21 protein-coding genes are annotated in these 24,990 nt (G+C 75.0%); 10 read left to right on the plus strand and 11 right to left on the minus strand.

The genetic code is table 11. The features are described from left to right. Positions 1–79: 79 nt before the first annotated feature. The gene (locus tag ABZW32_RS25985) at positions 80–517 is read right to left on the minus strand and encodes an AMP-binding protein (RefSeq protein WP_356219944.1); all 438 of its coding nucleotides are present in this window, start codon (positions 515–517) and stop codon (positions 80–82) included. A 148-nt stretch (positions 518–665) separates the two neighbouring features. Between ABZW32_RS25985 and ABZW32_RS25990 the strand changes: the two genes are divergently transcribed. The 3 genes from ABZW32_RS25990 to ABZW32_RS26000 all read left to right on the plus strand — a co-directional run bounded on the left by ABZW32_RS25990 (position 666) and on the right by ABZW32_RS26000 (position 4,196). After that, positions 666–2,582 carry an ABC transporter ATP-binding protein gene (locus ABZW32_RS25990; protein ID WP_356219947.1) on the plus strand — a complete coding sequence of 639 codons (1,917 nt, stop codon included), beginning with the start codon at positions 666–668 and terminating at the stop codon, positions 2,580–2,582. Positions 2,583–2,643: 61 nt separating this feature from the next. Next, entirely contained in the window at positions 2,644–3,021 is a 378-nt protein-coding gene (locus ABZW32_RS25995; RefSeq protein ID WP_356219950.1) for a VOC family protein, read from the plus strand. Positions 3,022–3,071: 50 nt separating this feature from the next. Then, positions 3,072–4,196 carry a MerR family transcriptional regulator gene (locus ABZW32_RS26000; RefSeq protein ID WP_356219953.1) on the plus strand — a complete coding sequence of 375 codons (1,125 nt, stop codon included), beginning with the start codon at positions 3,072–3,074 and terminating at the stop codon, positions 4,194–4,196. A 21-nt stretch (positions 4,197–4,217) separates the two neighbouring features. Here ABZW32_RS26000 and ABZW32_RS26005 read toward each other — a convergent pair whose 3' ends face one another. Continuing rightward, complete coding sequence (locus tag ABZW32_RS26005; protein WP_356219956.1) at positions 4,218–6,293, minus strand: regulator; 2,076 nt, start codon at positions 6,291–6,293, stop codon at positions 4,218–4,220. Between the two features lie 122 nt (positions 6,294–6,415). Here ABZW32_RS26005 and ABZW32_RS26010 point away from each other — a divergent pair, with 122 nt between their 5' ends. Further along, positions 6,416–6,841, plus strand: coding sequence for a hypothetical protein (locus ABZW32_RS26010; protein WP_356219958.1), 426 nt, complete (start codon positions 6,416–6,418; stop codon positions 6,839–6,841). Positions 6,842–6,863: 22 nt separating this feature from the next. On the opposite strand, the gene ABZW32_RS26015 is transcribed toward ABZW32_RS26010, so the two are convergent. Beyond that, on the minus strand, positions 6,864–7,574 hold the full coding sequence (locus ABZW32_RS26015; RefSeq protein ID WP_356219961.1) for an FCD domain-containing protein: 711 nt from the start codon (positions 7,572–7,574) through the stop codon (positions 6,864–6,866). 149 nt (positions 7,575–7,723) lie between these two features. On the opposite strand from ABZW32_RS26015, the gene ABZW32_RS26020 reads away from it, so the two are divergent. Together ABZW32_RS26020 and ABZW32_RS26025 are read left to right on the plus strand one after the other, a co-directional pair. After that, on the plus strand, positions 7,724–8,230 hold the full coding sequence (locus tag ABZW32_RS26020; RefSeq protein WP_356219964.1) for a gluconokinase: 507 nt from the start codon (positions 7,724–7,726) through the stop codon (positions 8,228–8,230). A 68-nt stretch (positions 8,231–8,298) separates the two neighbouring features. Beyond that, positions 8,299–9,696, plus strand: a complete 1,398-nt coding sequence (locus ABZW32_RS26025; protein WP_356219967.1) for a gluconate:H+ symporter — start codon at positions 8,299–8,301, stop codon at positions 9,694–9,696. On the opposite strand, the gene ABZW32_RS26030 is transcribed toward ABZW32_RS26025, so the two are convergent. The 5 genes from ABZW32_RS26030 to ABZW32_RS26050 form a co-directional block, all read right to left on the minus strand. Beyond that, a complete protein-coding gene (locus tag ABZW32_RS26030) occupies positions 9,644–9,931 on the minus strand; it encodes a hypothetical protein (protein ID WP_356219969.1) in 288 nt (95 codons plus the stop codon). The genes ABZW32_RS26025 and ABZW32_RS26030 overlap by 53 nt on opposite strands. Beyond that, complete coding sequence (locus tag ABZW32_RS26035; RefSeq protein WP_356219972.1) at positions 9,928–11,106, minus strand: hypothetical protein; 1,179 nt, start codon at positions 11,104–11,106, stop codon at positions 9,928–9,930. Before ABZW32_RS26035 ends, ABZW32_RS26030 begins: the two co-directional genes overlap by 4 nt. Before the next feature lie 141 nt (positions 11,107–11,247). Next, entirely contained in the window at positions 11,248–11,763 is a 516-nt protein-coding gene (locus ABZW32_RS26040) for a protein phosphatase (protein WP_356219975.1), read from the minus strand. A 25-nt stretch (positions 11,764–11,788) separates the two neighbouring features. Further along, positions 11,789–12,559, minus strand: coding sequence for a hypothetical protein (locus tag ABZW32_RS26045; protein ID WP_356219977.1), 771 nt, complete (start codon positions 12,557–12,559; stop codon positions 11,789–11,791). Positions 12,560–12,663: 104 nt separating this feature from the next. Then, the gene (locus ABZW32_RS26050; protein ID WP_356219980.1) at positions 12,664–16,230 is read right to left on the minus strand and encodes a S8 family serine peptidase; all 3,567 of its coding nucleotides are present in this window, start codon (positions 16,228–16,230) and stop codon (positions 12,664–12,666) included. 183 nt (positions 16,231–16,413) lie between these two features. On the opposite strand from ABZW32_RS26050, the gene ABZW32_RS26055 reads away from it, so the two are divergent. After that, complete coding sequence (locus ABZW32_RS26055; RefSeq protein WP_356219982.1) at positions 16,414–17,928, plus strand: MFS transporter; 1,515 nt, start codon at positions 16,414–16,416, stop codon at positions 17,926–17,928. 60 nt (positions 17,929–17,988) lie between these two features. After that, positions 17,989–18,660 carry a DUF6629 family protein gene (locus ABZW32_RS26060; protein WP_356219985.1) on the plus strand — a complete coding sequence of 224 codons (672 nt, stop codon included), beginning with the start codon at positions 17,989–17,991 and terminating at the stop codon, positions 18,658–18,660. On the opposite strand, the gene ABZW32_RS26065 is transcribed toward ABZW32_RS26060, so the two are convergent. The 3 genes from ABZW32_RS26065 to ABZW32_RS26075 form a co-directional block, all read right to left on the minus strand. Then, positions 18,624–18,752 (minus strand): DUF6126 family protein, encoded by a 129-nt coding sequence (locus ABZW32_RS26065; RefSeq protein WP_037687239.1) that lies wholly within the window; start codon positions 18,750–18,752, stop codon positions 18,624–18,626. The two genes, ABZW32_RS26060 and ABZW32_RS26065, sit on opposite strands and share 37 nt — an antisense overlap. A gap of 214 nt (positions 18,753–18,966) precedes the next feature. Then, positions 18,967–19,605: an XRE family transcriptional regulator gene (locus ABZW32_RS26070; RefSeq protein ID WP_356219988.1), complete on the minus strand. Its 639-nt coding sequence runs from the start codon at positions 19,603–19,605 to the stop codon at positions 18,967–18,969. Positions 19,606–19,684: 79 nt separating this feature from the next. Continuing rightward, positions 19,685–21,226 carry an ATP-dependent DNA ligase gene (locus tag ABZW32_RS26075; RefSeq protein WP_356219990.1) on the minus strand — a complete coding sequence of 514 codons (1,542 nt, stop codon included), beginning with the start codon at positions 21,224–21,226 and terminating at the stop codon, positions 19,685–19,687. A 175-nt stretch (positions 21,227–21,401) separates the two neighbouring features. Between ABZW32_RS26075 and ABZW32_RS26080 the strand changes: the two genes are divergently transcribed. After that, positions 21,402–24,125 (plus strand): alpha/beta fold hydrolase, encoded by a 2,724-nt coding sequence (locus tag ABZW32_RS26080; protein WP_356219993.1) that lies wholly within the window; start codon positions 21,402–21,404, stop codon positions 24,123–24,125. After that, complete coding sequence (locus tag ABZW32_RS26085) at positions 24,122–24,988, plus strand: ABC transporter permease (protein ID WP_356219995.1); 867 nt, start codon at positions 24,122–24,124, stop codon at positions 24,986–24,988. The genes ABZW32_RS26080 and ABZW32_RS26085 overlap by 4 nt, the downstream gene beginning before the upstream one ends. Positions 24,989–24,990: the final 2 nt, after the last annotated feature.

A 24,990-nucleotide genomic window follows, 5' to 3' on the forward strand; every position in this document is an offset into this window, starting at 1 on the left:
CATCACCTTGATCGGAGTGCTCATGCGTCCTTCTTCGTCTCGGAGGAGCCGCCCGGCGGGTCCATGGGGAGGACCGCGCTCACCTCGTACCCGCCTCCTCGTCGACGGCCACGGTCCGCTGCCCCTCGGGCAGGCCGAGGCCGGCCGCCCGGCGGCCGGTGTCGGTGAGCAGGAGGTACGGGGGCAGGGCGGCGAGCATGCCGCGGGCGGTGCGCGGGTCGTCCTCGGCGACGAGGGCGTAGGTGCCGCCCGCCTTGAGGGTGGCGAGGAGGCAGACGGGGAGCGCGGGCCGGGCGCCCACGGCGATGGCGACGAGGCCGCCGGTGGGCAGGGCCCCGTCCAGCAGGTGGTGGGCCAACCGGTTGGCCTGCGCGTCGAGTTCGCCGTAGGAGAGTTCCTGGGAGCCGTGGAGGACGGCGGGGGCGGCGGGGGCGGTGCGGGCGAGTTCCTCGAAGCGCCGCAGGACGGTGTCCACGGTGGGTCGGTGCGGGCGGGCGGGCGGTGGTGCCTGCGTCATCACCCGATGATGCCACCGGCGGGCGACCGGGTGCGAGGGTTGTGAACATCCTTGGTACGCACTTGAGTTGGCAGACTCGGCACCCCCTGCGGGGGGTCCGGACCGGTTCATTGACCTGAAGTCCGGTTGAGGTCCTAGCGTGACGTACATGGACATGGAAGTCACCGCCTGGCATTCGCTGCACAGCGCGATCAACGCCCAACAGGACAAGCGCCCCCTCTCCCGGGCGAGCCTGCGCCGGATCGCCGTCTTCGCCCGCCCGCACCGGCGCGGGCTGACCTTCTTCCTGCTGCTCAGCGTGGTGGGCGCGCTCCTCGCCGTGGCCACTCCGCTGCTGGCCAGCCGGATCGTGGACGCGATCGTGCGGGGCGGCGACAGCACGGCCGTCACCCGGCTCGCCCTGCTCATCGCGGTGATCGCGGTCGCCGAGGCCGGGCTCGGGCTGCTGACCCGCAAGCTGTCGGCCACCCTCGGCGAGGGCCTGATCCTGGATCTGCGGACGGCGGTCTTCGACCACGTCCAGCGGATGCCGGTGGCCTTCTTCACCCGGACCCGGACGGGCGCGCTGGTCAGCCGCCTGAACAACGATGTGATCGGGGCCCAGCGGGCGTTCAGCAACACCCTGTCCGGGGTGGTGTCCAACACGGTGACGCTGCTGCTGACACTGGGGGTGATGCTCACCATCTCCTGGCAGATCACCCTGCTGGCCCTGGTGCTGCTCCCGGTGTTCGTGCTGCCGGCCCGGCGGATGGGCGCCCGGATGGCGGCGATGCAGCGCGAGGCCTCGACGCTGAACGCCGCGATGGGCACCCAGATGACGGAACGCTTCTCCGCCCCGGGCGCCACCCTGGTCAAGCTGTTCGGGCGGCCCGCCGACGAGTCCGCCGAGTTCGCGGCGCGCGCGGCCCGGGTGCGGGACATCGGGATCCGTACGGCGATGGCCCAGTCGGCCTTCATCACGGCGCTCACCCTGGTCTCCGCGCTCGCCCTCGCCCTGGTCTATGGCCTCGGCGGACACTTCGCGCTGCGCGGCACGCTGGAGGCCGGTTCCGTCGTCGCGCTCGCCCTGCTGCTGACCCGGCTGTACGCGCCCCTGACCGCGCTGGCCGGGGCCCGTGTGGAGGTGATGAGCGCCATGGTCAGCTTCGAGCGGGTCTTCGAGGTCCTCGACCTGAAGCCGCTGATCGACCAGAAGCCGGACGCCGGCCGGGTGCCCGACGGGCCGGTGGCGGTGGAGTTCGACCGCGTGTCCTTCGCCTACCCCTCCCCCGACAAGGTCTCCCTGGCCTCCCTGGAGGAGGTGGCCACCCTGGACGCACGCGGCGGCGCCCGGGTGCTGCACGAGGTGTCCTTCCGCGCCGAGCCCGGCCGGATGATCGCCCTCGTCGGCTCGTCCGGTGCCGGGAAGTCGACGATCGCCCAGCTGCTGCCGCGCCTGTACGACGCCGACGCGGGCACGGTCCGCCTCGGCGGGGTCGACGTACGGGACCTCACGGCCGATTCCATCCGCGAGACGCTCGGCATGGTCACCCAGGACGGTCACCTCTTCCACGAGTCGGTACGGGCCAACCTGCTGCTCGCCCGGCCTTCGGCCACCGAGGAGGAGATCTGGGAGGCCCTGCGCCGCTCCCGCCTGGACGGGCTCGTCGCCTCCCTCCCCGACGGCCTGGACACCGTCGTCGGGGAGCGCGGCTACCGGCTCTCGGGCGGCGAGCGGCAGCGGCTGACCATCGCCCGGCTGCTGCTGGCCCGCCAGCGGGTGGTCATCCTCGACGAGGCCACCGCCCACCTGGACTCCACCTCCGAGGCCGCGGTCCAGGAGGCCCTCGCCGAGGCGCTGGCCGGCCGGACCGCCGTGGTGATCGCACACCGGCTGTCGACGGTGCAGGCGGCCGATCTGATCCTCGTCGTCGAGGAGGGCCGGATCGTGGAACGCGGGACGCACGAGGAACTGCTGGCGGCCGGCGGCCGCTACGAGGAGCTGTACCGCACGCAGTTCGCCGCGCGCGACACGGAAGGCCGCCGCCCCGTGGCGGGCGGCACGGCGGCGGCCCCGGGCGCATGATGCCGGAGGGCCCGCGCGCCACCCGGGCGCCGGGCCGGTCCGCTACCGAGGGGAGCCCGTCATGGACGTCAAGCTCGAACTGGTCGCCGTCCCGGTCACCGATGTCGACCGGGCCAAGGCCTTCTACGAACGGATCGGCTTCCACGCCGACCACGACGTCACCGTCAGCGAGGAGATCCGCTTCGTCCAGCTGACCCCGCCCGGATCGGCCTGCTCCATCGCCATCGGCAAGGGGCTCACCCGGATGGTCCCGGGGTCGCTGGACAACATGCAGGTGGTCGTCGCCGACATCGAGGAGGCCTACGCGGACCTGCGCGGCCGGGGCGTGGAGGTGACGGAGATCCAGGACATGCCGTGGGGCTCCTTCGTGTACTTCTCCGATCCGGACGGCAACGGGTGGGCCGTGCAGCAGACCACCCCGCGGCCGGCGGCGGGCTGAGGAACCCTCGGTTTGACCTTCGAGTGGGATGAGAGCCGATCATCGCTCCCATGGACGCCACTCCCGAACTGATGGGCATCAGCGCCTTCGGCCGCCGCGTGGGGCTCGCCCCGAGCGCCCTGCGCTTCTACGACGACTGCCGGGTGCTGCTCCCCGCGCACGTCGATCCGGTCACCGGGTACCGGTACTACGCCGAGTCCCAGCGCGCCCGCGCCGCGCTGCTGCGCGGGCTGCGCGAGGCGGGCCTGGCCCTGCCCGACGTGGTCACCGTCCTCGACGGGCCGCCCGAGCGGGCCCGGCAGGTGCTGGAGCGGCACCGCCGGGCGGTGCGGGAGTCCGGGCGGGCCGCCGACGCGGCGGTCCGCGCCGTCCTGGACACCCTCCCGGCGGGGCCCGCCCGTACCGAGGTCGCCCTCGGCGGTCCCGAGCTGGCGAGCGCGGTCCGGCAGGTGGCCCCGGCGGCCGGGCGGGATCCCGCGCACCCCGTACTGGGCTGCGTGCTGGTGGAGTTCGACGAGGACGAGGTCCGCTTCGTGGCCACCGACCGCTACCGGCTCTCGCTGCGCGTCCTGCGCCCCACCGCCGTGACCGGACCGCCCGGGCGGGTCCTGGTCGAGGCCCCGGTCCTGGTCGGGGTCGGCGGGTGGGCGGCCCGGGCGGCCGAGGTCACCCTGGTGGCGGGGCCGCCCGGCACTCCCCTGGCCCTCCGCCACCCGGGCGGCTCGCGCGAGGTGCCGGTGGCCGGCGGGACCTACCCCGCCTACCGGGACATGCTCGGCGCCCTGGAGGCCGTCCCCGTGCCCACCCACCGGGTCGTCGTGGACCGGACCGCGCTGCTCGCGGCCCTCGCCGCGTGCGGGGAGAGCCCCGTCGTGGCCCTGGAGCCGGGCCCCGACCGGCTGCGGGTGACCGCCACCGGGCCGGCCGGCGTGCGCGGGGAGTCCGCCAGGGAGCTGCCCGCCCTGTGCGGGGAGACCGCGCCGGTGCGGATCGGCTTCGACCCGGTGGTGCTGGCGGGCGCGCTGGAGGCCGGCGTGGGGCCGGACGTCCTGCTGGAGATCCCGGCCGCGCCCCGGCCCGCACGCGTGCGCTCCGCCGACCAGGGCAGCTTCACCACCCTGGTCATGCCGGTCGCCCTCCCGCCCGCGCGGGGCCGGTCCGGCCCGCCGGGCTGAGGTCCGGTCAGCCGGGTCCGGTCAGCCGGGGTGGGGGCGGCCGCGCAGGGCCTGTCCGTGGCGGACCCCCTCCGCGAAGGCCGCCTCGTATCCCGCGTCCCCGAGGGCCGCACGGGCCGTGCGCTCGAACTCCTCCCGTACGGAGCGCAGTTCCGGCGTACCGCGTTGCGGGTGGCCTACCGCCTGCCAGTAGGCGTGGCCGGTGCCGTAGGCGTGCGCGCCGCCCGCTCCGTCGCCGCCCGCGGCCCGGGCGGCGGCCAGCAGATCGAGGCCGAGGGCGGTGCCGAAGCTGTCGCCGAGTTCCCGCTTGCTCTTCAGCATCGCCCGCGCGTGTTCGGCGGACTCGGCGGGGCGGCCCTCGAACAGGCGGATCAGCGCCAACTGGTAGTCGGCGTAGGCCCGCGTCCAGTACTCCTGCCGCGCCACGCACCCCGCCCGCAACCGCTCGGCCTCCTCCCGGGCGTCGGTGAAGAGCCCGGTGCCGGTCAGCGCGAACACCCGTACGAGACTGCAGCGCAGCCGGGGGCCGGAGTCGAAGGGCGTGCCGGGGAAGGCCTCCAGGGCGTTGTCGGCCACGATCCGGGCGGCCAGCGGGCGGCCCGCCAGCAGGTGGCTGACGCCCAGCAGGTAGGCGGCGTCGAGGGCGGCGTCCGGTCCCGCGTCGGGCCGGGCGGCCAGGGCCTCGCAGGCCACCGCGATCCGGTGCGCGTCCTCGTGCTCGCCCTGGAGCAGCAGGGTCACCCCGAGGGCCCACAGGGCGCGCACCCGGCCGACAGTGTCCACGTCCTCGGGGCGGGCGGCGGACAGGGCCCGTTCCAGGTACGAGCGGGCCACGTGCAGGCATCCGCAGCAGGCCCAGAAGAAGCCGACGCGGCCGGCCAGTTCGAGGGCCGCCGCCGGCTCGGTGGCGAGCAGGTGGTCGAGGGCCGCGCAGATGTCCCCGTACGCGGCGGCGACCCCGCGGTAGGCGGCGCGCTGGCCGGGGCCCGGCCAGTCCGCGTCCGCGGCGCGCACCAGTTCCAGGAAGTGGGCCGCGTGCCGGGCGCGCAGCGCGTCCCGTTCGCCGATGCCGTCGCACCACATGGCCCCGTACTCGCGGATCGTGTCGAGCATCCGGTACCCGGCGCCGTCCGGGTCGCGGCGGACCACGGACTTGGCGACGAGCGAGGCGAGGAGCGGCTCCACGTCCCCGCCGTCGAGCGGGGGTGCGGAGCACACGGCGCGGGCGGCGGCCACGTCGAAGGTGCCGCCGAAGACGGAGAGCCGCAGCCACAGGAGGCGTTCGGCGGGGGTGCACCACTCGTGGCTCCAGCCGATGGCGGTGCGCAGCGCCCGGTGGCGGGGCGGCCGGGCCCCTCCGCCGCCGGTCAGCGGGCCGATCCTGCGGGAGAGCCGGTCGGCGAGTTCCTCGACGGTGTGGTCCGTCAACTGGGCGGCGGCGAGTTCCAGCGCGAGGGGGACCCCTTCGAGGCGGGCGCAGATGGCGCGGGCGGCGGCCAGCCGGGACGGGGTCCACGCGGGTGCCCGCCCGGGGCGCACGGCGTCCGCCCGCGCGGTGAAGAGGGCGAGGGCCTCGTCCGCCGGTTCCTCGTGGGGCAGCGGCCCGACCTCCAGTACGTGTTCGCCGGCCAGCGCGAGGGGCTCGCGGCTGGTCAGCAGCACGACGAGGTGCGGGGCGGTGTCGAGCAGGTCCCGTACGAGGATCCGCAGGGGCTCGATGAGGTGTTCGCAGCAGTCCAGTACGAGGAGCAGCCCGCGCGGGCGGATCCACGCGCGCACCGCTTCGGCGAGGGTGCGCGGGGTGTGGTCGGCGAGGTCGAGCGCGTCCGCGACGGCGTCCAGGAGCAGCCGGTCCCCGGACAGCGGAGCGAGGTCGGCCCAGTGGATCCCGTCGGGGAAGCGCGTTCCGGGTCCGACGGCCCCGGTGGCGGCTGGGCCAAGGGTCTCTCGGGCCAGCCGGGTCTTGCCGACGCCCGCGGGCCCGGTCAGGGTGATCAGCCGCCGTTCCGTCAGGGCCGCCCGCAGCGAGGCGAGTTCGGCGTCCCGCCCCACGAAGGAGGCGGGTCCGCCGTCGTTTCCCCGGGCATGTCCGCGCACGCGCCCAGTGTGGCGTACGCGCGGGGCCCTGCGTACCGGTCGGCCGGGGTCCTCCCGGGCGCACGGGAGCGTGTCGCGAAAGTCGTTTGGTGTGCTTGTCGGACATCCCTACCCTCTGGCCCATGACCCAGGCGAGGATTCACGAACTGCGCGGCTACGAGGTGGGACCGGTGCGGGCCGAGCTGCGCGCGCTCACGGTGGAGGACGACCGGGAGGGCATGCTCGAAGGGACGCCCTACCTGCACCGCCGCATGAGCCTGCTGCGCATCGGGAAGGCGATGGCGGCGGACCCGCACCTGTACGTACACGATCTCGACGTGCTGCGGGCCGATGCGGAGAGCAGGCTCGAGGAATGGCTGCCGCGGGAGAGGGTTCGCGCGCGGCTGACGTCATGGTGGCTGCCCGGGGGCATCACGCAAGAGGGGCACACGGAACTCTCGGTGATGTGGTTCCAGACGGCCGTGGAGGACCCGTTCGCCCGGCTGGCCGCGATCGTGCGTCCGCTGGACTGGCCTTCGCTCGCCGGGTTCGTCCCCTTCGAGGACTGACGGCCCACCGGAGGCCGGGCGCTCACGGCGCGAGGACGTCCAGTTCCTCCAGGGCGCCGAGGGCGATCTGCCGCGTCAGGGTCTCGGCCGCGGCGGCGTCCCCTTCCCGTACCGCCTCGGCGACCCGGACGTGGAGGGTGACGGCGGCCGGGTCGGGGTCGGGGAACATCACGGAGTGCTGGGTGCGGCCGGTGAGCACCTCGGCGACGACGTCGCCCAGGCGGGCGAACATCTCGTTGCCGGAGGCGTTCAGCACGATGCGGTGGAAGGCGACGTCGTGGTGGAGGTAGCCCTCCAGCTGGTGGCCGCGCGAGGTGCGGACCATGCCGAGGGCCGCTTCGGTCAGACGGGCGCACTGCTCGGGGGTGGCGCGGAGGGCGGCGAGGCCGGCCGCGACGGGTTCGACCGCAGAACGCAGGACGGTCAGGGAGCGCAGCTGGCGCGGGCGGTCGGCGCCGGCGAGGCGCCAGCGGATGACGCGCGGGTCGTAGACGTTCCACTCCTCGGTGGGGCGGACGGTGACACCGACGCGGCGGCGGGACTCGACGAGCTGCATCGACTCCAGGACGCGCACCACCTCGCGCACGACGGTGCGGGAGGCGTCGAAGCGCGTGGCGATCTCGTCGGTGCGCAGGACGCTGCCGGGCGGGTGCTCCCCCGCCGTGATCGCCAGGCCGAGGGTGTCCAGTACCTGGGTGTGGAGTCCTGGGACCGGACTGCCTTCGGTTGTCATGGCGTAAGCGTACGGTGACGCCCGGGCGGACCAAAGGTGTGATGTTTGCCGCCGAACCCTTGAATAAGTACTACTTAATAGGGTTCAGTGGTGCCCGCCCGGGCCTCCCCCGCCCGGGGCCGATGTCAACGAGGACAGCGAGGTACGGCGTGGGTTCCCAGCGCGTCATTGTGGTGATGGGCGTGACCGGCACGGGCAAGACGACCGTGGGCCGGCTGCTCGCGGAGGCCCTCGGCCTCCCCTACGCGGAGGGCGACGCCTTCCATCCGGCGGCCAACGTGGCGAAGATGTCCGCCGGCCTCCCGCTGGACGACGAGGACCGCAGGCCCTGGCTGGACGCCGTCGGCGAGTGGGCCCACGACCGGGCCGGGCACGGCGGCGGCGTGGTGGCCGCCTCCTATCTCAAGCGCGCCTACCGCGACCGGCTGCGCGCCACCGCGCCCGGGACCGTGTTCGTCCACCTCACCGGGGAACGGGCGCTGATCGAGGAGCGGATGCGCTCGCGCACGGGCCACTTCATGCCCGCCACACTGCTCGACTCCCAGTTCGCGACGCTCGAACCGCTCGGGGCGGACGAGCGGGGGGTCGCCGTCGACGTCGCCGGCACCCCTGAGGAGATCACCGCGCGGGCGGTGGCGGCCCTGCGCCGCCTCTAGCACCTCCTCTTCCCCTCTCACCACCACCCCACCCCACCCCACACCTCCACAGAGTGAGGAACCCCACCGTGACCGGTCTCAGCGTCGAGACACTGGCGGCGGCCGCCCCCGAGCCCATAACCTCGGCCGGAAACGGCCAGTTGGGCATTGCGGTCCTGCTGGGCATCGCCGTCATCGTCCTGCTCATCACCCGCCTCAAGATGCACGCGTTCCTGGCCCTGACGGTCGGTTCGCTGGCCCTCGGCTCCTTCGCGGGCGCTCCGCTGAACAAGACGATCGCCAGCTTCACCGCCGGCCTCGGCGCCACGGTCGCGGGCGTCGGCGTCCTGATCGCGCTCGGTGCGATCCTCGGGAAGCTCCTCGCGGACTCCGGCGGCGCGGACGAGATCGTCGACACGATCCTGGCCCGCGCCAAGGGCCGGTCGATGCCCTGGGCCATGGTGCTGATCGCCTCGGTGATCGGCCTGCCGCTCTTCTTCGAGGTCGGCATCGTGCTGCTGATCCCGGTGGTCCTGCTGGTCGCCAAGCGGGGCAACCACTCGCTGATGCGCATCGGCATCCCGGCCCTGGCCGGCCTGTCGGTGATGCACGGACTGATCCCGCCGCACCCCGGCCCGCTGGTCGCCGTCGACGCCCTGCACGCGAACCTGGGCGTCACCCTCGCCCTCGGCGTGCTCGTCGCCGTCCCGACGGTGATCATCGCCGGACCGCTGTTCTCCCGGTACGCCGCCCGCTGGGTGGACATACCGGCCCCGGAGCACATGGTCCCCGCGCGTCCGTCGCAAGGGGCGGCGCACCGGCCCCGGTTCGGGGCCACGGTCTTCACCGTACTGCTGCCGGTGGTCCTGATGCTGGTCAAGGCCCTGGCAGACATCGTCGTCAACGATCCCGCCAACGCGGTGCAGAAGGTCACCGACGTCGCCGGATCCCCGCTGATCGCCCTTCTGTCGGCCGTACTCGTGGGGATGTTCACCCTCGGGCGGGCGGCCGGATTCACCCGGGAACGGCTCTCCTCGACGGTGGAGAAGTCCCTCGCGCCGATCGCCGGCATCCTGTTGATCGTGGGCGCCGGCGGCGGGTTCAAGCAGACCCTCATCGACGCCGGCGTCGGTCAGATGATCATGGACCTGTCGAAGAGCTGGTCCATCCCGGCCCTGTTGCTGGCCTGGCTGATCGCGGTGGCGATCCGGCTGGCCACCGGATCGGCCACGGTCGCCACCATCTCGGCGGCCGGTCTCGTGGCTCCCCTCGCGGCGGGCATGTCCACGACGGAGACCGCCCTGCTGGTCCTGGCCATCGGCTCCGGCTCGCTGTTCTTCAGCCACGTCAACGACGCCGGGTTCTGGCTGGTGAAGGAGTACTTCGGAATGAGCGTCGGGCAGACGGTCAAGACCTGGTCGGTGATGGAGACCGTCATCTCGGTGGTCGGCCTGGGCTCCGTCCTGCTGTTGTCACTCGTGCTGTGACCCCGCCGTGGACGCCGTCGAGCTGGGCGGCGGCGAGCGCGAAGCCGTCCGCGGCCCGCGCGCAGCGGTCCGCGAGGGCGGCGACCTCGGCGCGGAGGGCGTCGGCCTGGGGGCCCCGCCATTCGAGCGCGGCGGCGCCCGCCCGCAGCCGGTGGGCGTGGGAGCGCAGGGTCTCGCAGTGGCCGCGCAGACCGTCGGCGGGGGCGGCCGGGGGCAGCCGGGGCACGTCGCTCACGGGTTCCTCCGGGAAGTCGTCGTACGCGGGCGCTCCGTGTCGCCGAGCGGGAGCAGCCGGCTTCCGGTGACCCGGCCGTCGGCGGCGGACCCGGCCCCGCCGACGGCTCCCGCCGAGGCCAGCCGGTGGACGCGGGTGCGCGGATCGAGGGGGGTGCGGGCGTCGGCCGGGGAGCCGACGGCGTACAGGTGCGTGATGCGGTAGACGGCGGTGAGGTCGCGGTCCCGGGCCAGGTCCATGGCGGTGACGGCGCCCAGCCGGTGTCCGACCAGGACGAGTTCGGCGCCGGAGGGGATCAGCCCCCGTACGGCGCGGACCACGTCCCGCACCCGCCACGAGTCCCGGTCGGCCAGCTGGAGCACGTGGCGGGGCCGGCCGCCGGGGCCGGTCACCCGCTGGACCAGCAGGGTGTCGGTCGCCCCGAGCAGGCCCGTGTTGCCGACGTACCCGGCGAGGGTGCCGCTGGTGTCGAGCGCCTCCAGCAGGCCGGCGCCGGAGCCGGGGCCGCCGTCCGTGCCGTCGCCGCGGGAGAAGAACGCACGCAGCGCGGCGCCCATGCCGAGGAGCGGTTCGGCGGTCACGGCCCGGCCGGTGGCCACCTGCCAGCCCGCGTGGTCGTTGAAGGGGTTCTCGTCGGTCAGGGCGTGCCACGCCAGGACGTCCGCGAAGGTCGGGGCCAGCAGGGTGAAGGCCTCCCCGGCGCCCCGTTCGCGCAGGAGGGTCCGGAACGCCCGGGCCGCCTCGTCCTGCCGCCCCTCCGCGACCGCCCGCAGGACCGCGGCGCAGTCCGGGTTCGCGAGGAGGTCGGGGCGGCCCACCCCGGCGACGTGGATCCGCGCCTTGAGCCCGCAGACGGCGGTGGTCACGGCGAGGTTCTCCCGGCGGGCCAGGATCCCGGCGAACCACCCGGCCCGCGCCACGCCCCGCCCGCGCGGGGCCCAGCCGAGACCGGCCGGGTCCGTGAGGGTGCGCAGCAGGGTCCGCCAGGCCCGGCGCGGCCTGCCGCCGCCGCATCCGACGAGGGCGGCGGCCGGGAGCCGGGCGCCGAGGGCGAGCCCGGAGGCGTACCGGGCGGCCTCGCCCACGGCGTCGGCGGCCTCGGCGAGGTCCCGGCACAAGGCGTCGAGGGCCTCCACGTCCGGGTCGGTGGCCTGCGCGGTCACGGCGTCGGACATGGGCTCCTCGCGGGGGTGCGGCTGGGAGGGCGGCTGGGTGCCGGGCCTCCGTCCGCGGACCGCGGCACGGGCCGGGCGGACGCGGACGGTGACTCCGGCATCACCGTACGTCGCCCCCTCCCGGCGCGCGCTCCGACTGCGCTACGGGAGTGGGTCCAAGCCGGTGAGCAGGGACGCGGCGTCCAGCCCGGTGTCGAGGTAGTCGGTGAAGACCCGGTTGTGCAGGGCCCAGGGGGAGCGCCTGCTCCGGATGAGGCCGACCGCCTCTCCGGCCGTCGCCCCCCGGCCGACCAGGCACTGGGCGACCACGAGGCCGGAGCGGTTGTACCCGTAGTAGCAGCGCACCAGCGTCCTGCGGCCCGCGTCCAGGGCCCGCCCCGCCGTGTCGGCCAGGCGGCGGACGGTGTCGAGCTGGGCGGCGTCGAGGGGCGCGTCGGGCACCTCCCCGACCAGGTGTTCGGCGGCCGGGCCGGGGCCGTGGCCGGGCCGGGTGTAGAGGCTGATCACGAGGTCGAACTCGTCGGTGACGACGGCGGGGCGCAGCTCGCCTTCGGCGTCGGCGTAGACGTGACCGCCCATCCAGAGGCCGGGGGTGATCTCGTCCCAGGGGGTCGGGGGCCGGGGCGCGTCGGGGTTCTTCCAGTGCGTCTTCGTCATCGTGGCCGGATCGTACAACACCCCTTCAGGCAGGGGGAGTTGTAGTGAAAACCGCCTCGCGGAACGCGGTGCGCAACGCGGCGGCGGGATGGGGCGCGAGGGTGGTCGCGGGGGTGGGCGCGGCGCCGGGCAGCAGGGCGGCCCAGCGGTCGTGCCGCGGGGAGACCCACAGCGCCGGGCCGGTGGCGGCCGGCGGGTGGTGGGCCCACACGCCGGCGGGGGCGGGGTGCCAGAGCAGGCCGCGGGAGGGGGTGAGTTCGCCGGTGCGGATGCGCAGGGATTCCGCCGTCCAGGCCCGGCTGATGGGGTGGTCGGCGGTGGACAGCAGGTGGCGCGGGAAGCGGACGAGGTCGGCGAGCGGCGCGTACAGGGTGCCGTCGGCGAAGCGGGTGCGGTCCATGCCGAGCGGCCGCCAGATGCGGGTCGTGGCGCACTCGGCCAGCGGGGTGCCGGTGAGGTGTTCGGCGAGGCGGGTGAGGGCGGCGAGGGCGGGCGGCCCGTCGCCGTGCGTGAGCAGGTGGTGGGCGGTGGCGGCGCCGGGCGGGCTCGCCGCGGCCCCTTCCCCGTAGGCGGTCAGCGGGGTGTGCAGCGCGAGGTCCCCGGCGGCGACGAGGCTCCCGAGGACGGGCCACAGCGCGAGCACGGCCGTGAGTCCGCCGACGTCGAGGGGGGTGTCCCCGTCACCGGGCGAGCCGGCCCAGACGGCGTCCGCCGACCCCGCCGCCCAGACGGCGTCCGGGTCGGCGGAGCGGACGAGGGCCTCGATGGGGCCCGCCTGCAAGCGGCGCGTCATCATGCCGGGCACGCTACGTGGCCCCGCCCGCCCTCCCGGGCGCGTCGCGGCCCTGTCGCCGCCCGCCACCCGAATGCGCGGGGCGGGCGGCGACGGCCGGTGGGCGGCTAGGCCCTGTCGGGGCGGTCGGTCACGCGGAGGGTGTTGACCAGGGGTTTGCCGTAGCCGTTGTGGGTGACGAAGCGCAGGTTGAGCACGCCGTCGGTGACCTTGACCGTGTAGGTCCTGGTCAGGGCCGTGTACGTGCCCGCCTCCAGGGCGATGTCCAGGGAGGGCAGGACCTGCGTGCCCTCGGCGAGGACGTCGAAGACGCGCTTGTCGGGGCGGGTGGAGGAAAGTTCGGCGAAGCCGAGTTCCACCGTGTAGGTGCCGTTCGGGACGTTGTCGAAGCGGTACTCGTACATGCCCTCGCGGGCGTTGCGGAAGAGCCGCTGGTCCGGGGTCCCGGCGATGGTGCGCCCGGTGGAGCGGACGGTGGCGTCGCCCTGGTAGCCGTACGAGCCCGGGGTGTACTTGCGGTCCGGGGACCAGGGGTCACCGGCCGCGTCGGTGGCCGCGTAGTCGGAGCCCGCGTCGAGCGCCGCCTGGTAGCGCGGGACCACGACCTTGACGGGGACGGTGAGGACGGGGGCCCGGCCGCTGGCCGAGGTGATCTTCAGGTCGGTGGTCAGGACGCTGCCGGGGGTGAGTCCGGCCGTGTCCACGGCCAGCGAGAGCGTGGCCCTGCCGCCGGTCGGGAGGCTGCCGTCCGCCGGGGTCGCGGTCAGCCAGGGCGCGTCCTCGGAGACCGCGAAGGCGGTGTCGAGTCCGGGGTTGGTGAGGTCGAGGCCGCGGGTGCGCTTCTGGCCGGCGGGCAGGACCAGCTCCACGGCCGGCCGGTCCGGTGTCACCCGGCCGGTGCGCAGGGACCGGGTCACCGGGGTGACGTCGGCCGCCTTGACCTCGACGGAGCCCTGCGCGGACTCGTACGCCGGGGCGGTCACGGAGAGTCCGCGGGAGCCCGAGGGACTCTGGACCACGTAGCCGCCGTCCGCCGCGGTGGTGGCGGAGACGGCCGTGTCGCCGCTGCCGACGGTCACCGTGGCACCGCCGACGCCGTCACCGTCGTTGGCGTCGAGCACCCGGCCCGTGACGACTCCGCTGCGGGTGGTCCGGAAGCCGATGGACAGGCCGTCGGTGAGGACGGCCGTGTTGAAGGAGTACCGGAACGCGTCGGTGCCGGCCGCGTTCTCCACTCCGATGGTGGCGGAGGAGCCGCCCTTGATGCCGGTGCCGCCGGTCCCCTTGTAGGAGTAGGTGACGTTGCCGTCCTCGCCGATGGCCGCCGAGAAGGAGAAGGTGTCGGCCTGCGCCGACCAGTGGGACACCTTGCGCCACTCGATCACGTAACTGCGGTGCGGCGCGGTGCCGGTGACGGCGGTGAAGACGCCCGAGCCGCTGCCGGCCGGGCCGACGACGAGGTCGTCCCAGAAGGGGTACAGGGCCGCGTTGGGCGTCGCGGTGCTGGGGATGTCCCCGTTGACGTCGCCGGTGTGGTTGCCGCCGAAGCTGACCGTGCCGTTGGTGCCGATCCAGGCCTGCCCGTACGTCTTCCCGTACAGCGGGAGGGGGAAGGGCAGGTCGACCCGCTCGGTGGTGTTGTCGCCGGTCAGCGCGAGCTGCCGGTCGCCGGCCGCGTACGGGCGGTCGCCCGCGGCGGCGCAGGCGTAGCCGTAGCCGTCGGTGCGCTCGGGGAGGGTGACCGCGACGGTGGTGTCCCCGGCGACGGCGACCTTGGCGGTGCCGCCGGTGAGGCAGCGCGAGGAGTGGGTGGCGTTCACGTCGTAGGTGCCGTGGGGCAGGGTGACCTCGAAGCGGCCCTGCGCGTCGGCGGTGGCGGTCACCGGGGTGTCCGCGATGGTCACCGAGGCGCCGGCGGCCGGCCCGGCGGCGGAGGAGACGGTGCCGGTGACCTTGCCGGAGGCGGCCTGGGTGAGGGTGAAGTCACCGGTGGCAGTGGCGTTCTCGGTGACCGTCGCGGCGGCTTCGCGCTGTCCGTAGCCGAACTTCGAGGCGGTGAGCGCGTACGCGCCGACCGAGAGGGAGGGGAAGCGGTAGGTGCCGTCGGCGGCGGTGGTGGCCGTCCGGTCGATCGGGCCGTGGGCGGTGACCCGGGCGCCCGGGACGGGCTCGCCGGCGTCGGTGCGGACCGTGCCGCCGAGGGCGCCGACGGCGCCGCGCGGGGCGGCGTTCACCGCGGCCAGGGCGTCGAGGCGGCCCTCGCCGAAGACGTTGTTGTCGGCGGTGGTGCCGCCGCACTGGGCGGCTTCGGTGTCCTGGGCCGTGCCGTCGAGCAGCGCCTCGGTCTGGGCGACGTCGCCTTCGAGGGCGGGAGCGGCCGACCAGAGCAGGGCCACCGTGGCGGCGGTGTGCGGGGAGGCCATGGAGGTGCCGGAGAAGGCCTCGTAGCCGCCGCCGGGGACGGAGGAGCGGACGTTGACGCCGGGGGCGGCGATGTTCGGCTTGACGATGCCGCCGGGACCGGCGCCGCGCGAGGAGAAGGAGGCGATGGCGCCGTTCACGTCGAAGGCGCCGGAACTGTAGGAGCTCGCGTAGTCGCCGGGCGATCCGCTGGTGGCGCAACCGGGTCCGGCGTTCCCGTTGGAGAAGGCGGGGAAGATGCCGGCAGCGCGCCAGGTGTCGACGACCTGCCGGTACCAGTCGTCGTGGGCGGAGCTGCCCCAGGAGTTGTTGACGACGTGCGGGGCCAGGTCGGGCCGCGGGTTCTGGCCGTTCAGGTCGGTGGGGGCGACGATCCACTGGCCGGAGGCGAGCAGGGAGGCCTCGGAGCAGGAGTTGGTCTCGCAGCCCTTGGCGGCGATCCACCGGGCGCCGGGAGCCACGCCGATCTTGTTGGCGCCGCCGTCGTCGCCGACCATGGTGCCCATGGTGTGGGTGCCGTGGTCGTTGTTGTCGCAGGGCGCCGCGCCCGCGCAGACGCCCGCCGGGTCGAACCAGTTGTAGTTGTGGTCGTAGGTCCCGTCCGCCTTCTTCCCGCGGTACTGGTTGTTCACGGCGGGGTGCGTGTAGTCGACGCCGCTGTCGATGTTGGCGACGACGATCCCCTCGCCGCGCACCCCGAGCCCGTCCCAGACCTGTGGGGCCTTGATGCGGTCGACGTTCCACTCGACGGCGTCGGCGGCGGTCTTCTCGCGGGTTCCCTCCGCGGGCTTGGGGAGGGAGAGCTTGTCGTCGGCGTCGATGCGGGAGACCTCGGGGCGCTGGGCGAGGGCCCCGGCCAGCTTCTGGGTGCCGACGACGCGGACCGCGTTGACGATCCAGTACGAGGTGTACTCGGCCTTCGCTCCGTCCAGGGCCTTGAGCACCTCGGCCTGGGTGCGCGCGGCGTGGTCCCGCTTCGTCCGCAGAACCGTTTCTGCTTTGGCGGTCCGGGTCGGGGCCTGCCGCGCGGCGCTCAGGTCGGCGGCGCTGTCGAGATAGACCCAGAAGACGGCCTTGTCCGAGCCGTCGAGCTGGGCGCGGAGGGCGGGCTCGATCTTCCGCTCGGCGGCGCCCGGGGCGGGACCCGGTTCCGGGGCGGCGGCGGCGACCCCCGCGCCGAGCGGAAGGAGCAGGACGGATGTGAGGGCGGCGAGCGCCGCGCGTAAGGATCGTCGTCGGTTGCGTGGGGCCACGTGTGATCTCCTCGTACGCCGGTGATGGTTGTGCGGGAAGGGTGCGCGTGACGTGCGCGGATCATGGTGAGTGGGTTGTCATGCCCTTCACAAGAGGGCCTATCCGGCCGACTTCGCGCCGCTGCGCGCGCGGCTTCCGCCCGCCGGGTGGCCCTTCCGGGCGGGGCGCGCCAGCCTGGGGGCATGACCGAACCCGTGCCCGGTGTCCCGCTGCGGTCCGCCCAGGGGCGGTGGATCGTGCTCGCCACCGTGCTCGGGTCGAGCATGGCCCTGCTGGACTCGACCGTCGTCAACGTGGCGCTCCCGACCATCGGCGCCGATCTCGGCGCCGACCTGGCGGTGCTCCAATGGACCGTGAACGCCTACCTGCTGACCCTGGCCGGGCTGATCCTGGTGGGCGGGGCGCTCGGCGACCGGTTCGGGCGGCGCCGGATCTTCGTGCTCGGGGTGGTGTGGTTCGCGGCGGGCTCGCTGGTGTGCGGGCTCGCGCCCGGCGCCGGGGTGCTGATCGCCGCCCGCGCCTTCCAGGGCGTCGGCGGCGCACTGCTGACGCCCGGCTCGCTGGCACTGATCCAGGGGTCGATCCACGCGGACGACCGGGCCCGCGCCGTCGGCCTGTGGTCGGGGTTCGGCGGGGTGGGCGCCGCGGTGGGGCCGTTCCTCGGCGGTTGGCTGGTGGACGGGCCGGGCTGGCGGTGGGTGTTCCTGCTGAACGTGCCGGTCGCCGCGCTGTGCGTGCCGGTGGCGCTGAGACACGTACCGGAGTCGCGGGACCCGGCGGCGCACGGGCGGTTCGACGTGGCCGGGGCCGTGCTGGGCGCCGGGTCCCTGGCCCTGATCACCTACGCCCTGATCGAGGCCACGAGCGGGTCGGCGCCGGTCGTGGCCGCGGCGGTGGGCGGGGTGCTGCTGGGCGCCGCGTTCGTGTACGTGGAGCGACGGCGGCCGGATCCGATGGTTCCGCCGGACATCTTCGCCTCCCGGCTGTTCACCGCCGTCAACCTGGTCACCCTGTGCGTCTACGCGGCCTTCGGCGGGTTCTTCTTCCTCATCGTGCTCCAGCTCCAGGTGGTGGCCGGGTACTCGGCACTGGCCGCCGGGGCCGCGCTGCTCCCCACCACCCTGCTGATGCTGCTGCTGTCGGCCCGCTCGGCCGCGCTCGGGGAGCGGATCGGACCGCGGATCCCGCTCACGGTGGGGCCGCTGCTGTGCGCGGCCGGGATGCTGCTGACCCTGCGGATCGGCCCGGACGCCTCCTACGTACAGGACGTGCTGCCGGCCATGGTGGTGATGGGCTCCGGCATGGTCGCCCTGGTGGCTCCGCTGACGGCGACCGTCCTGGCCTCGGTGGACCCGGGCCGGGCGGGCCTGGCCAGCGGCATCAACAACGCCGCCGCTCGGGCCGCCGGGCTGCTCGCGGTGGCGGGGCTGCCGTTGCTGGCGGGGATGGGCCCGGACGCCTACCGGTCGGCGGAGGCCTTCGACGCCGCCTTCGACCGCGCCATGCCCTGGTGTGCGGGAGCCCTCCTGGTGGGGGCGGCCCTGGCATGGACGACCGTACGCTCCCCCGCGCCCGGGGAGCCCCACCCCCACCCGCAGTGCCGCATGCAGTGCCCGGTCGGTGCGCCGCCCCTGGAGCCACCGGCGGCGGCCGGGGGCGAGGAGTCCGGGGGCGAGGAGTCCAGGGGTGCCGGGTGACGACCGTCTCCCGGGAACCGGCACGCACGTCCGCGTGAACCCGACCGGTGGGAGCCCGCCATGTGCTGGAGCACGGCCGCGGACCTGACGGCGGGCACCGTGGTGACCGCCGTCGGGGTGGTGTGCCTCGCCCGCGTGCGGCGGGCCCGCGACCTGCCCGTGGCGGCGCTGCCGCTGCTGCTGGGCGCGCACCAGCTGGTCGAGGCCGCCGTCCGGCACGCGGGCGGCGGCTGCGGCCCGGCCACCACGGCCTGGGCGGTGATCGCCCTGCCCGTGCTGCCGGTGTGGGTGTCGCTCGGGGTGCTGCTCGCCGCCGGGCCCGGGGGCCCGCGGCGGCTCCGGGGGCCGGCGGCCGTCGGGATCGCCGTCGCCGCGGTGCTGGGGTACTGCCTCGCGACGCGGCCGGTGACCGCCGAGGTACGGGGCCGCCTGGTCGGGTACGGGGTGGACGTGCCGTACGTACCGCTGGTCCTGGCGGGCTACCTCTACGCCACCCTCGGGGCGCTGCTGCTCGCCGGGGACCGTCGGCTGCGGGTACTGGGCGCCGTCCTGGCCGCCGGGGCGCTGGTCTGCGCGGCACTGTGGCGGCTGGAGTTCGCCTCCACCTGGTGCGCCTTCGCCGCGGTGGCCTCCGTGCTGGTGCTGGGCTGGGTGCGCCGCCCGGTGGTGCCCGGCGGGATCCCGGAGGGGCGCGGCTACTGGTTCTGGCCGCCCAGCACGAAGAGGAGGTAGACGAAGAAGGCGAAGAGGTGGCCGACGAAGAGGTACGCGATCAGCCGGATGACCAGGCCTCGGGGGAACCGCGACTCGATGCGGCCCAGCAGACCGGACGGCTGGGCCGCGGCGTCGGTCCCGGCGGCGGTCCCCGCGGTGGTCCCGGCGGCGATGTCGTCCGTGGTGGCGGCGGCGGTCCCGGCCGTGGTGGCGGTGGTGGTGCCGGTCCCTTCGGCCCCGGTGCCCTTCGCCCCGGACGTGGCCACGGTCTTCTCGGACGTGGTGGGCATGTTCTCCTCCTTGGTCATGGGTACGGCTCCTCGGCTAGCGGTGCTGTGTGGTGGCGGCGCCGCCGAGGCACAGCCCGGCGAGGTTGCTCTGCAGCAGGGTGTGGACGAACAGCAGCTCGGCTCCGCCGTGGCCCGGCGCGGCGATCCGGTGCGGGGTCAGCGAGTCGAAGTGCGCGCTGTCCCCCGGCTCCAGCAGGTACTCGGTCTCCCCCAGGTGGAGCCGCAGCTGTCCGGTGAGCACGTACAACCACTCCTCCCCTGGGTGGACGCGGACCAGCTCGCCCTGGCTGCGCCCCTGGGGCACGTGTACGCGCAGCGCCTGCATCCCCCGTCCGGAGCCCCCGGCCTGCCAGTACGTCCACCCGTCGGCCTCGCGGGCCCCGGGACCACCGGCCCGTACGATGGGATCCGCGACGGCCGGATTCTCGCCCAGCAGCTCGGAGACCGTCGTACCGTAGGTGCGGGCGAGCCCGAGCAGCAGCGGCAGCGAGGGCTGGCGCCGTCCGGTCTCCAGGCGGGACAGGTGCGCGGGCGAGAGCCGGGCCCTGGCCGCGGCGGCCTCCAGCGTGAGGCCGGCGCGTCGGCGCAGCTCACGCAGCTGTGGCGCGACCGCGGGCAGGTCGTCGGGCAGGCCGTCGTCGTGGCGGTCCGGGCCCTCGGCTCGGGGGTTCATACCCCTGATTGAGTCAGATTCTTACCCCGCTGGCAATTTTCTTGCCTCTGAGGCAAAACCGCCGTGTTCCCTGCCCGCCTCACGTGGTGCGGGCGCCTCCCTGCTCCAGGACCGTCTCCACGGTGTCCGCCTGCTCGGCGCTCTTGTCCGGCCGGTGGCGCAGGACCCGGGCGAAGCGCAGGGCGACACCGGCCGGGTAGCGGGGGGAGCGCTGGAGTCCGTCGTAGGCGATCTCCACCACCAGTTCCGGCCGGACCCGGACGGTGAAGCCGTCGTCTCCCTGCGCCAGCTCGGTCAGCCGCCCGGTCTGCCAGCGCAGCATCTCGTCCGTCAGTCCCTTGAAGGTCTTGCCCAGCATCGCGTACGTGCCGTCGGCGGTCCGCGCGCCCAGGTGCAGGTTCGAGAGCAGGCCGGTGCGGCGGCCGTGGCCCCACTCGGCGGCGAGCACGACCAGGTCGAGGGTGTGCACGGGTTTGACCTTCAGCCAGCGCTTGCCGCGCCGGCCGGCCGCGTACACCGAATCCAGCGCCTTGACGACGACCCCCTCGTGGCCCCGGTCCAGCGCCCCGGCCAGGAACTCCTCGGCCTCCGCCGCACGGGCGCGCGGATCGTCCACCACCAGCCGACGCACCCGCGAGGCCTCGGGGACCAGGGCGGCGAGGGCCGCGTGGCGTTCGCGGACGGGCAGGTCGAGCAGGACCCGGTCGCCGAGGGCCAGCAGGTCGAAGAAGTACGCGTGCGCCGGGAGGGCGCGCCGCGCCGCCGCCACGTCCACCCGGGAGCCGACCCGGCTCGCGATCTCCTGGAAGGGCACCGGGCGTCCGCCGGAGTCCTGACCGATGACCTCGCCGTCCAGGATGAACCTCTCCCCGGGCAGGCTCCGCGCCAGTTCCACCACCTCCGGCAGCCGGTCGGTGATCTCGTCCAGGGAACGGGTGTGGATCCGCACCTCGTCCCCCGACCGGTGGACCTGGACGCGGATCCCGTCGAGCTTCTCCTCCACGGCGCAGGGTCCCAGCGCGAGGAGGGCGTCGGCCACCGACCGGGCGGTCCCGGCGAGCATCGGCCGTACGGGCTGCCCGACGCGCAGGGTCACCCCGCGCAGCGCCGCGGCCCCTCCGGTGAGTACCGCGGCGGCCGCCCGGGGCAGCGAGCCCTCCAGCATCACGGCCCGGCGCAGGTCCGCGGCCGGTACCCCGGCGGCCTTGGCCACGCCTTCCAGGGCCACCGCGTCCAGGGCCCCCTGGCGCACCTCCCCGGACAGCAGGCCGCGCAGGAACGCCTGTTCCCCGGCGGTGGCGGCGCCCAGCAGGCCGTCCACGATCCGGCGTCGCTCCGCCTGCGCGCCGGGGCCCGCGACCGCGGCCAGCTCGGACACGGCCGCGTCCACGGCCCGTACGGTCAGGGAGGGCAGCGGCGCCGGGACCGTGTCCCGTCCGAGGGTGCGCCACCCGATGCCCGGGCGGCCCTGCGGGAGGCGGCCGGAGAGGTAGGAGACGACCAGGCCGGCCTCCTCGGCGGGGGCGGACGCGAACAGTTCCGCGAGCAGGGCGGTCTTGCGGGAGCGTGCGGCGGTCCCGGCGACCTCCCGGGACACGCGCGCGACCTCGGCCAGCAGCATGCGGCCCATCCTCCCGCCGCCCGGGCGGGCGCGCAGGTCGGCGCACGGGGCGGCGCACGGGGCGGCGCGTACCGCGGACGCGGTAGGCCGGGCCCGGCCGTGTAGTCCTGGAGAAGGGGCGGGGCTCCCCCTGAGGGAGCCCGCGTACGGCGATCCCTGGCTTTAGTGTTCCCGTATGAAGCCACGACTGCCCCGTCGGCGCCGCGACCGCCTGCTCGCCGGCGCCGCCGCCCTCGCGGTCCTGGCCGGCGCCGGTACCTGGACGGCGGCCGCCGCCTCCGGGGACGCGCCGGCCGTGCACCGCCAGGACCAGATGCTGAACGTGCCGGGCCTGGAACCGCCGGGCGCCGGGATCGACACCTCCTACTTCACGGCCGGGGAGGGCGGGGAACGACGCCCCGCGGTACTCCTCGGACACGGCTTCGGCGGCAGCAAGGACGACGTACGGGCCCAGGCCGAGCGGCTGGCCCGCGACGGGTACGCCGTCATGACCTGGTCCGCGCGCGGTTTCGGCCGCTCCGGCGGCAAGATCGGGCTGAACGATCCCGAGCACGAGGTCAAGGACGTCTCCGCGCTGATCGACTGGCTGGCCCGCAGGCCCGAGGTGCGCCTGGACGCCGACGGCGACCCGCGCGTGGGCGTGGCCGGGGCCTCGTACGGCGGGGCCGTCGCGCTGCTGGCCGCCGGGTACGACCATCGGGTGGACGCCATCGCCCCGCAGATCACGTACTGGAACCTCGCCGACGCCCTGTTCCCGCAGGGCGTCTTCAAGAAGCTGTGGGCCGGGATCTTCTTCACCACCGGTGCCACCGGCGGCCTCCAGCCGACGGCCGCGAACGCCGGTCCCCCCGCCCCCGGGGCGGCCTCCGGCTGCGGCCGGTTCGAGCCGCAGCTGTGCGCCATGTACGAGCGCGTCGCGGTGGCCGGGAAGCCGGACGCCGAGGCGCGCGAGCTGCTGGAGCGGCGCAGCCCCTCGGCGGTGGGCGACCGGATCAAGGTGCCCACCCTGATCGTGCAGGGCCAGGACGACTCCCTCTTCCCGCTGGACCAGGCCGACGCCATGGCCCGCGCCATCGCGGCGAACGGCGCCCCCGTCTCGGTGGACTGGGCGGCCGGCGGACACGACGGCGGCATGCGCGAGTCGGCCCGCGTCGAGGCCCGGGTGACGGCCTGGTTCGACCGCCACCTCAAGGGGGACCAGTCCGCGGACACCGGTCCGGCCTTCCGGGTCTCGCGCTCCGGCGGCGTCGACTCCACGGACGGGCTGGTCAAACTGCGGGGCGCGAGCTCCGACCGCTACCCCGGCCTGACCTCGGCCCCGCGCCCCTTCGCGCTGTCCGGGCGGGAGCAGACCTTCGCGAATCCGGCGGGCGGCGCCCCGCCCGCGCTCTCCTCGCTGCCCGGCATCGGCGGGCAGTTCGCCGCCCTCGGCGCCGGGCTGTCGCTCGACTTCCCGGGCCAGAACGCCCGGTTCGAGTCGGAGCCGCTGACGGAGGAACTCCGGGTCACCGGCACCCCGACCCTCACCCTGAACGTGAGGTCGACGGCTGCGGACGGCTCGGCGGTCCTGTTCGGCAAGGTGTACGACGTCGGACCCGACGGCCGCCAGCAGGTACTGCCCGGTCAGCTCGTCGCCCCCGTCCGGGTGGAGGACGCCGGGCAGGGCCGGGACGTGGCGCTGCGGCTCCCGGCGATCGACCACTCCGTCCAGGCCGGGCACCGGCTGCGGGTGGTGGTCGCCGCCACCGACCTCGGGTACGCCTCCCCCGCCGCGCCGGCCGTGTACACGGTCTCGGCGCGGGGGCCGCTGGCCGTGCCCGTCGCCGACGGGGTCCGCACGGCGGCGGCCGGCCTGCCAGCCTGGACCTGGTGGCTGCCGCTCGGCGCGCTGGCGGTGGCCGCGGGGCTGCTCGGGATCCGGCGCACCGGCGGGGGCCGCGCGGCGGTGCGGGTGGGCGCAGCGCAGCCCGAACCCGCGCCGGCCGACGTACCACTGGACATCACCGGGCTGACGAAGCGGTACGCGAAGGCCCAGGACCGCTACGCGGTGCGGGACCTGTCCTTCCGCGTGGAGAAGGGCCAGGTGCTCGGTCTGCTCGGGCCGAACGGGGCCGGGAAGACCACCACCCTGCGCATGCTGATGGGGCTGATCGCACCGGACGCCGGGGAGATCCGGGTGTTCGGGCAGCCGATCCGGCCCGGCGCGCCCGTGCTCTCGCGCGTCGGCGCCTTCGTGGAAGGTGCCGGTTTCCTGCCGCACCTGACGGGCCGGGCCAATCTGGAGCTGTACTGGCAGGCCACCGGCCGGCCGGCGGGCGACGCGCACATGGCGGAGGCCCTGGAGATCGCCGGGCTGGGCGACGCCCTGGAGCGGGCCGTGCGCACCTACTCGCAGGGCATGCGGCAGCGCCTCGCCATCGCGCAGGCCATGCTGGGCATGCCGGACCTGCTGATCCTCGACGAGCCGACCAACGGTCTGGACCCGCCGCAGATCCGCGAGATGCGCGACGTGATGATCCGCTACGCCGCGGGCGGCCGGACGGTCATCGTCTCCAGCCACCTGTTGTCCGAGGTGGAGCAGTCCTGCACGCACCTGGTGGTCATGGACCGCGGCCGACTGGTGCGGGCGGGCGAGGTCTCCGAGATCACCGGCGGCGGGGACACCCTGCTCGTCGCGGTGGAAGGACCGGTGGAGGAGAGCGTCGTCGAGAAGGTCGCGGCCCTGGAGGGCGTGGCCTCGGCGGTGGCCGGGGACGGCGGGATCCTCGTACGGCTCGACGGCGCGACCCCCGCCGCCCTGATCGCCGAACTCGTACGGCTGGACGTGCCGGTCTCGGCGGTGGGACCCCACCGCCGGCTGGAGGACGCCTTCCTCACCCTGATCGGAGGTACGGCATGAGTGCCGTCCAGGAGACCGCGCCCGGCTACGAGCCGGGGCGGACGCTGCCGTTGCGCGTGGAGGCGCTGCGGCAGTGGCGCAGGCGGCGGACGCTGGTGATGGGCGGGGTGCTGGCCGCACTGCCCTTCGTCATGATCATCGCGTTCGCGGTGGGCGGCGGGCCGAACGACGGTCCCGGCGGCGGGAACGGCCGGATCAGCCTGATCGACACGGCGACGGCGTCGGGCGCGAACTTCGCGGCGACCTGCCTGTTCGTGTCGGCCGGCTTCCTGCTGGTGGTGCCGGTGGCGCTGTTCTGCGGTGACACGGTGGCCTCGGAGGCAGGCTGGTCCTCGCTGCGCTACCTGCTGGCCGCGCCGGTACCCCGGGCGCGGCTGCTGTGGAGCAAGCTGGTGGTCGCGCTGGCCTTCAGCCTCGGTGCGATCGTGCTGCTGCCGGTGGTGGCGCTGGCCGCGGGGACGGCGGCGTACGGGTGGGGGCCGCTGAAGCTGCCGACGGGCGGGGCGCTGGCCGCCGCCGACACCCTGCCGCGCCTCGCCCTGGCCGTCGCCTTCGTCTTCGTGTCGCAGCTGGTGACGGCGGGGCTGGCGTTCTGGCTGTCGACCCGGACGGACGCGCCGCTGGGCGCGGTCGGCGGCGCGGTGGGGCTGACCATCGTCGGGAACGTGCTCGACGCGGTGACGGCCCTGGGGTCGTGGCGCGAGTTCCTGCCCGCGCACTGGCAGTTCGCGTGGGCGGACGCCTTGCAGCCGCAGCTGGAATGGGGCGGGATGATCAAGGGGACCGTGGTGTCGGTGTCGTACGCGGTGGTGCTGTTCGCCCTCGCGTTCCGCGGGTTCTCGCGCAAGGACATCGTGTCGTGAGG

It is taken from the genome of Streptomyces sp. NPDC004667 (genome assembly GCF_040609475.1).
In the GTDB taxonomy this organism is placed as follows: Bacteria; Actinomycetota; Actinomycetes; order Streptomycetales; family Streptomycetaceae; genus Streptomyces.